Annotated in this window: 8 protein-coding genes; 3 read left to right on the plus strand and 5 right to left on the minus strand. The window is 67.7% G+C overall.

The window, feature by feature from the left end:
• Positions 1 to 157: 157 nt before the first annotated feature.
• The 3 genes from ACLQ3J_RS07135 to ACLQ3J_RS07145 form a co-directional block, all read right to left on the minus strand.
• Positions 158 to 421, minus strand: coding sequence for a hypothetical protein (locus ACLQ3J_RS07135; RefSeq protein WP_169619462.1), 264 nt, complete (start codon positions 419 to 421; stop codon positions 158 to 160).
• A complete protein-coding gene (locus ACLQ3J_RS07140; protein ID WP_169619464.1) occupies positions 418 to 1599 on the minus strand; it encodes an inorganic phosphate transporter in 1182 nt (393 codons plus the stop codon). Before ACLQ3J_RS07140 ends, ACLQ3J_RS07135 begins: the two co-directional genes overlap by 4 nt.
• A gap of 119 nt (positions 1600 to 1718) precedes the next feature.
• Positions 1719 to 2135 carry a VOC family protein gene (locus tag ACLQ3J_RS07145; protein ID WP_169651262.1) on the minus strand — a complete coding sequence of 139 codons (417 nt, stop codon included), beginning with the start codon at positions 2133 to 2135 and terminating at the stop codon, positions 1719 to 1721.
• Between the two features lie 273 nt (positions 2136 to 2408).
• On the opposite strand from ACLQ3J_RS07145, the gene ACLQ3J_RS07150 reads away from it, so the two are divergent.
• Positions 2409 to 2687, plus strand: a complete 279-nt coding sequence (locus ACLQ3J_RS07150; RefSeq protein WP_425902680.1) for a DUF4193 domain-containing protein — start codon at positions 2409 to 2411, stop codon at positions 2685 to 2687.
• A 72-nt stretch (positions 2688 to 2759) separates the two neighbouring features.
• On the opposite strand, the gene ACLQ3J_RS07155 is transcribed toward ACLQ3J_RS07150, so the two are convergent.
• Together ACLQ3J_RS07155 and ACLQ3J_RS07160 are read right to left on the minus strand one after the other, a co-directional pair.
• Positions 2760 to 3221, minus strand: a complete 462-nt coding sequence (locus ACLQ3J_RS07155) for a nuclear transport factor 2 family protein (protein WP_425902681.1) — start codon at positions 3219 to 3221, stop codon at positions 2760 to 2762.
• A gap of 59 nt (positions 3222 to 3280) precedes the next feature.
• Positions 3281 to 4174: a 1,4-dihydroxy-2-naphthoyl-CoA synthase gene (locus ACLQ3J_RS07160; RefSeq protein WP_169619472.1), complete on the minus strand. Its 894-nt coding sequence runs from the start codon at positions 4172 to 4174 to the stop codon at positions 3281 to 3283.
• A 63-nt stretch (positions 4175 to 4237) separates the two neighbouring features.
• On the opposite strand from ACLQ3J_RS07160, the gene ACLQ3J_RS07165 reads away from it, so the two are divergent.
• Positions 4238 to 4900, plus strand: coding sequence for a PaaI family thioesterase (locus ACLQ3J_RS07165; protein ID WP_169619475.1), 663 nt, complete (start codon positions 4238 to 4240; stop codon positions 4898 to 4900).
• Entirely contained in the window at positions 4897 to 5880 is a 984-nt protein-coding gene (locus ACLQ3J_RS07170) for an o-succinylbenzoate synthase (protein ID WP_425902682.1), read from the plus strand. Before ACLQ3J_RS07165 ends, ACLQ3J_RS07170 begins: the two co-directional genes overlap by 4 nt.
• Positions 5881 to 6000: the final 120 nt, after the last annotated feature.

Genomic DNA, 6000 nt, shown 5'->3' on the forward strand with positions numbered 1-6000 from the left:
ACCTGCTCGGCACGCGGCCGCACAGCACACGGGACCGGACACGATGTGTGAGGACCGGGTTCGAGGTCACTGCACTCCTTCCAGCCGAAACCTGCGATGCGGGAACGCGATGTCGGAAACTCGGTGTCGGAAAACGCGATGTCGGGAAAACGCGATGTCAGAAAACGTGGATACCGAAGGTGCCCGACAAGAAGTCTGCGGTCAGGAGCAGGATTCCGCAGAGCACCGCGATGGCGACGACAGCGAAACACACGACCGCTCCGGCGACGCCGAGGGGCTGCAGTGCGCTCTCGCTCGACGAACGACCCGCGTGCAGGGAGCGGACGCCGAGTGCGAAGAGCGAGGGCAGACCGGCTCCGAGGAACAAGCCGACGAGCACGACCTGCCACAGGGAATCCAAGGTGTGGGTCAGCAGATTCACGGGCGGCCTTCCTGGACGACGGGTTCAGGGGTGGTTGCGGCGGGGACCAGCGACCCGTCCCATTCTGCCGTCACGTTGGAGGCATCGACCGGCTCCTTGCGCGACCGCAGCCACATGAAGAGCGACAGTCCGCACAGGAGGGTGAAGACGAACAGGACGCCTCCCAGGCCCCCGATCATGTGTGCGAGCGCCCAGCACAGTGCACCGACGAGCGCGGCGCTCGGAAGCGTGATCAGCCATGCGACGACCATGCGGCCGGCGACACCCCAGCGCACTTCGGCGCCCTTGGTGCCGAGTCCGGTGCCGAGGATCGAGCCGGTCGCGACGTGCGTGGTGGACAGTGGAAGCCCGAAGTGGCTCGAGGTCAGAATGATTGCCGCAGACGACGACTCCGCGGCAAGTCCCTGGGTCGGCGCGATCTCGACGAGGCCCTTGCCGAGGGTCCGGATGATGCGCCAGCCGCCGAGGTAGGTGCCCAGTGCGATGGCGACCGCGCAGGCGAACTTCACCCAGAACGGCATCTCGGTGTCCGCGGTGATGCTGCCGTGAGCGACGAGGGCCAGGAAGATCACGCCCATCGTCTTCTGGGCGTCGTTGGTGCCGTGCGCCAGCGAGAGGAGCGACGCGGTGCCGATCTGACCCAGCCGGAATCCGCGGTCGCGACGCTCTTCGGAGATGTCGCGGGTCAGGCGGCGCATCGACCACGTGCCGACGGTGGCGACGAGGGCTGCGATGACGGGAGCGAGCAGAGCGGGCAGGAGCACCTTGCCGAGAACGCCGTCCCACACCACGCCGTTGACGCCGATGGAGGCGAGCGCCGCACCCACCAGGCCGCCGAACAGGGCGTGCGAGGAACTGGACGGAAGGCCGAACAGCCACGTCGCGATGTTCCACAGGATGCCGCCGACAAGGCCGGCGAAGACGATCAGCAGAAGGTCCTCACCGCCGACGGTACCGAGGTCGACGACGCCTTTGGCGACGGTGGCCGCGACTTCGACGGAGAGGAACGCACCGATCAGATTGAGGACCGCCGACAGTGCGACGGCCGCCTTCGGCTTCAACGCTCCGGTGGCGATGGACGTGGCCATTGCGTTGCCGGTGTCGTGGAAGCCGTTCGTGAAATCGAATGCGAGGGCAGTGACGACCACTACCAGTAGGACAACGAACTCTGCGGTCACGTCTTCCCATTCTGGGGTAGCGGACAGGGGAAAGTACAGCGACGCTCAGGTGAACGCGGACACCCTGCAAGCCTCCACGTGCAGGGAGCGGCGCCGCCGGTTCCCCGGTGTGGTGAAGATCACTTGCCGGAGGGGTTTGACCGGCCGGTTGAGGGGGTCCGGCTGTCGCGCCGGAGCGGATGATCGTCAGGGATCTGCACGAGCACGATGGGGACTCCGTCCGGATCCGCGACCCACAACTCGTGCAGGCCCCACGGCTCCTGCCGCGCTTCACGCACGATCGGCACCCCGGCGAGGGCGAGTTCGGCCTCGCACTCGTACACGTCGCGGACCTGGAGCCACAGCGCACCCTGGAACGTCTGGTCCGCATCTCCGCGTCCGTGGGCGGCGATCTCGATCAGCGACTGACCGGCGAAGTAGACAGTGCCGGCGGGGTACTCCCGCGCGATCGCGAGACGGAGTTTCCCGCCGTAGAACTCCAGCGCCGCCTCGTAGTCGCGAGGCCGCAGGATCGTGCGACTGCTCAGTATCTCCACGTCGAGGCCTTCCGGTGATGGTGCTTCGTCTTCGCCGATCGGGATCGTGCGCGACCGCCTCCGCCGATCGTACGGCCGGCCCGCCGGGACCAACTGTCGGCCGCGGCCCGGAGTGTGCCCGACGGCACACCTTTCGGCGGTAACGCGGGGGGCGTGTTTGGCGAACCGACAAACGGGACATCATGTCCGGCAGGTGCAGCGCAGTGCCTACACGGCTCGGCAGAGCAAGCCGCACGCCACGACCGTTACCGGGACGACCCCAGGAGAACAGCCATGAAGACCGATTACGACGCCCCCCGCACCACCGACGTCCTCGGTGCCGAAACTGCTCTGGACGAACTTGCGCTGACGCCGACCCAGAAGGCCGACGCGGACGAGGCCGAGATCCTCGAGTCGCTGGATCTGCCCGGAGCCGACCTGTCGGGCGAGGAACTGACCGTCCGCGTCCTGCCCAAGCAGTCCGACGAGTTCACCTGCATGATCTGCTTCCTCGTCCAGCACTACAGCCGGAAGGCTTCCGGCTCCGGCGAGTACTGCCGCGATTGCGCTTGACCGCGTAACGCTCCCCGGCAACGAACGCGAGGCGGGCACTTCCCGAACAGGGAGTGCCCGCCTCGCGTCTTGCTACCTGGTCCGGCCGTCCTTGCGGCTTCCCGCTCGGAACCGCTTTCGCCGAAGGGCGAGCTCAGTCGGCGTCGTTCTCGAGGGTTCCGGCGCGATGCTCGACAGGTGAGTCAGGGCGCACGCCCATCGCCCATCGCGGCGGACGAAGACGCTGGAGGAGCGCTCGTGCTCGCGGAACGGCCGGCCTCGGTACGCCCCGGCAGAGACGCCCCGAGCCACGACGATCGCGCTGTCCCCGAGGACACGGATGATGGGATCCTCAGTGGTCATTGTGTCGTGCGTCAGATCGCCCGAGGCTATGAGCTCCAGGAACCGCTCGCGGCCGTCGATGCTGCCGTCAGGCCCGACGATGATCCAGTCGTCGGTCATGAAGCTGCCGATCGCCTGGCTGTCGTTGTCGACCATCGATTCGTCCCAGCCGCGGACCATCTCGATGAGCTCCGTGTGCTCCCTGGACTCCACTCGGACAGTATCGCCGCTCCGCTGGATGCCCGGCAAGCACTGCGCCGCGCCCGAGTGATCTAGTAGTACCAGGGGTACGGGGACCAGTCCGGGTCCCGCTTCTCGAGGAAGCTGTCCCGGCCTTCGACGGCCTCGTCCGTCATGTACGCCAGGCGGGTGGCCTCCCCCGCGAACAGTTGCTGGCCGACCAGGCCGTCGTCGGAGAGGTTGAACGCGTACTTGAGCATGCGCTGTGCCTGCGGCGACTTGCCATTGATCTTCTCGGCCCATTCCAGCGCGACGTTTTCGAGTTCGTCGTGCGCGACGACCCGGTTCACCGCGCCCATGTGATGCATGTCGTCGGCGGAGTAGGTGTCGCCGAGGAAGAAGATCTCGCGGGCGAACTTCTGTCCCACCATCTTCGCGAGATACGCGCTGCCGTAGCCGCCGTCGAAGCTGCCGACGTCGGCGTCCGTCTGCTTGAAGCGGGCGTGCTCGCGCGATGCCAGGGTCAGGTCGCACGTCACGTGCAGGCTGTGGCCACCGCCCGCGGCCCAGCCGTTGACGAGCGCGATCACGACCTTGGGCATGAACCGGATCAGGCGCTGCACCTCGAGGATGTGGAGCCGGCCCGCGCGGGCCTTGTCCACCGTGTCCGCGGTGTCGCCGCTCGCGTACTGGTATCCGCTGCGCCCACGGATGCGCTGGTCCCCGCCGGAGCAGAACGCCCATCCACCGTCCTTGGGGCTCGGGCCGTTGCCGGTCAGCAGCACGACGCCCACATCCGACGTCATCCGCGCGTGATCGAGTGCGCGGTAGAGCTCGTCGACGGTGTGCGGCCGGAAGGCGTTGCGCACCTCCGGCCTGTCGAACGCGACACGGACCGTGCCCTGCGTGACATGACGGTGGTAGGTGATGTCGGTGAGGTTCTCGAACCCGGGAACCGGGCGCCACAACTGGGAATCGAAGGTCACGTCGTCACCTTAGAGCCCCGGGCCGTCGTACGACGCGACCGTGGGCCGGATAACGTGCATCACATGAGCGAGCAGACCGGCGCAGGTACCGAAGAGGTCGACGGCAACGACGTAGCCGACGACTACGAGCACCACGGAGGTTTCCCCGTCTACGAGCCGGTGAAGGCGGGCCCGAACTACGGCACCTTCATCGACACGTTCCGGCGCCTGCAGGACCTCATGGTCTCGACCCACGCCCCGGACGACGTGATCGACCGGGCGATCGCACAGACCGAAGCGCTCATCGACCTCCTCGAGCCCTACGAGGTTCCCGAGGGGCGGTCACCGGCCGGCTTCAACGTCGAGCTTCCCGGCCGCGGCAGTGCCCTGCTGCTGCCGTGGAAGATCGAGAAGTTCGGCGAGGACGGCGTCCGCGAGCGCGGCATGTTCCGCCGTTTTCACCTCGGAGGAAACGGTGCCGCCCACGGCGGGACGCTGCCGCTGCTGTTCGACGACCTGTTCGGCATGGTCATCCACGCCAACGGACGGCCCATCGCACGCACCGGATATCTCCACGTCAACTACCGCAAGATCACGCCGATCGAGACGGAACTCGTGGTCGACGGATGGGTCGACCGGGTAGAGGGCCGAAAGGCATTCTGCAAGGCCGAGCTGCGCGACCTCGACGGCAATCTCCTCGCCGATTCCGAGGCCCTGATGATCCAGCTTCTGCCCGGCCAGCAGTGATCGATCCGGCCCTGCCGTCCGCCGACGAGCTCCTCGCGAGCGCCGTCGTCGTGTCGCTGCCCATGCGGGTCCGCTTCCGGGGCATCACCCGGCGTGAGGTGCTGCTGGTGCGCGGACCCGTCGGCTGGGGTGAGTTCGGGGCGTTCCCGGAATACGAAGACGACGAGGCCGCGCACTGGCTCCATTCGGCGATCGAATCCGCATGGGTCGGTCATCCTCCGGCGGTCCGGTCCGTGGTCCCGGTCAACGCGACAGTGCCGGCCGTCGATCCGGACCGCGTTCCCGAGGTGCTCGCGCGGTTCCCCGGCGCCGACACGGCGAAGGTGAAAGTCGCCGAACCGGGCCAGGATCTCGCGCAGGATCTTGCTCGGGTCCGGGCGGTCCGTGAACTGGTGCCGCGCGTTCGCGTGGACGCCAACGGTGGCTGGACGGTCGACGAGGCCGTCACCGCGCTGACCGCGCTCACCGTCGATGCGCCGCTCGAATACGCGGAACAGCCCTGCGCGACCGTGCCCGAACTGGTCGCCGTCCGGAAGCGGTTGCCCGACGTGCGTGTCGCGGCGGACGAGAGCATCCGCAGGGCGGAGGACCCGATGCGCGTCGTGCGTGCCGGTGGCGCCGATGTCGCGGTCGTCAAGGTTGCTCCGCTCGGCGGGGTGCGCAGGCTGCTGGCCCTGGCCGACGAACTCGCAGCTCACGGCGTCGAGGTGGTCGTCTCGAGCGCGCTCGATTCCGCTGTCGGAATGAGCGCCGGACTCGCCGCGGCGGGCGCGTTGCCGCAGCTGCCGTTCGCGTGCGGACTCGGTACCGGTGGCTTCTTCACCGCTGACGTCGCGACCGCGCGACGCATGTCCGGCGGCGTGCTTCCGGTCGGAGCGGTGGTCCCGGAAGCCGGGATGCTCGACGCGGTTCGGGCCGCACCGGACCGTGCCCAGTGGTGGTTCGACCGGCTGCGACGGTGCCGCGCCCTGTTGGGCTGAACGCCGAGTATGTACCTGCTACAGAGTCGTATATCGTTCCCCCAGTCCCAACAGTCACAAGTGTCACATTTACGGAGGCAGTGAAAGTGGTTGCAGCTCTGCACGATGCTCTGCTCGGAC

The sequence above is a fragment of the Rhodococcus sp. DT1 genome (assembly GCF_049844875.1).
Lineage (GTDB): Bacteria > Actinomycetota > Actinomycetes > Mycobacteriales > Mycobacteriaceae > Rhodococcus.

Coding starts and splice junctions, on each gene's coding strand:
- ACLQ3J_RS07150 (WP_425902680.1), top strand. CDS start 2,409: ATGAAGACCGATTACGACGCCCCCCGCACCACCGACGTCCTCGGTGCC.
- ACLQ3J_RS07165 (WP_169619475.1), top strand. CDS start 4,238: ATGAGCGAGCAGACCGGCGCAGGTACCGAAGAGGTCGACGGCAACGAC.